Source organism: Brachyspira sp. SAP_772 (assembly GCF_009755885.1).
In the GTDB taxonomy this organism is placed as follows: Bacteria; Spirochaetota; Brachyspiria; order Brachyspirales; family Brachyspiraceae; genus Brachyspira.
Window position 1 is genome coordinate 1 of sequence record NZ_VYIX01000209.1, and the last position, 669, is coordinate 669.

The 669-nt window shown below is 22.4% G+C and carries 1 protein-coding gene; it reads left to right on the top strand.

The features are described 5' to 3' along the window. Window positions 1-388, top strand: a 388-nt coding sequence (locus GQX97_RS13595) for a hypothetical protein (RefSeq protein WP_232473428.1), incomplete at its 5' end; no start/stop codon positions are given. Window positions 389-669 lie beyond the last annotated feature (281 nt).

Here is a 669-nt window from a genome sequence, read left to right on the forward strand (position 1 = left end):
AGCATGTTCTCAAAAAACAGAAAAAAACACAAATATRCCTGAAGAGCTATACGGACAATATTTTATGTCAGCTGATGAAACATATATGAAATCGCTTCTTATAATTGTAGGTTATAATGGTATAGAAATTAAYTATCCTAATGATGAATCTACAATAGAAGTTGTAAAAAAGTGCGTAGATGTTGTAATGGAAAGCGACAGAGCTATAAAAGGAAATATAGCAAATAATAAATTATCTAAAGTATCAGARAATCATTATAAAACTATATCTACAAATGATGCTTATATAGAGTTTAAATTTACTAATGAAGGACTTGAAATGTCTGTTTATGAAGGAACAGAGGAAGTTTCATCAATTAATTTGCGTAAATTAAAAAAATTATATTGAAGAACATATTAAAAAATTATAATTAGATAGAATAAGAGATTTATATAAAAAATCATATTTTAAAATTTTATTTACTTTATTAGTTAGAGCTTTTTGTTTTTAGCAATAAGGTTTATTAACAACTATAAAATATAAACATTACAACAAAAAATAATTTTTTAAACTATAAACTTGCTACTCATTTATAGTTTAAAACAATAGGAGTTTTTATAATGGAAAATATATTTGACTTTCTATTAAATCAAGATGACAATACAAAGTTTATTATAGGTTTAGTTTTT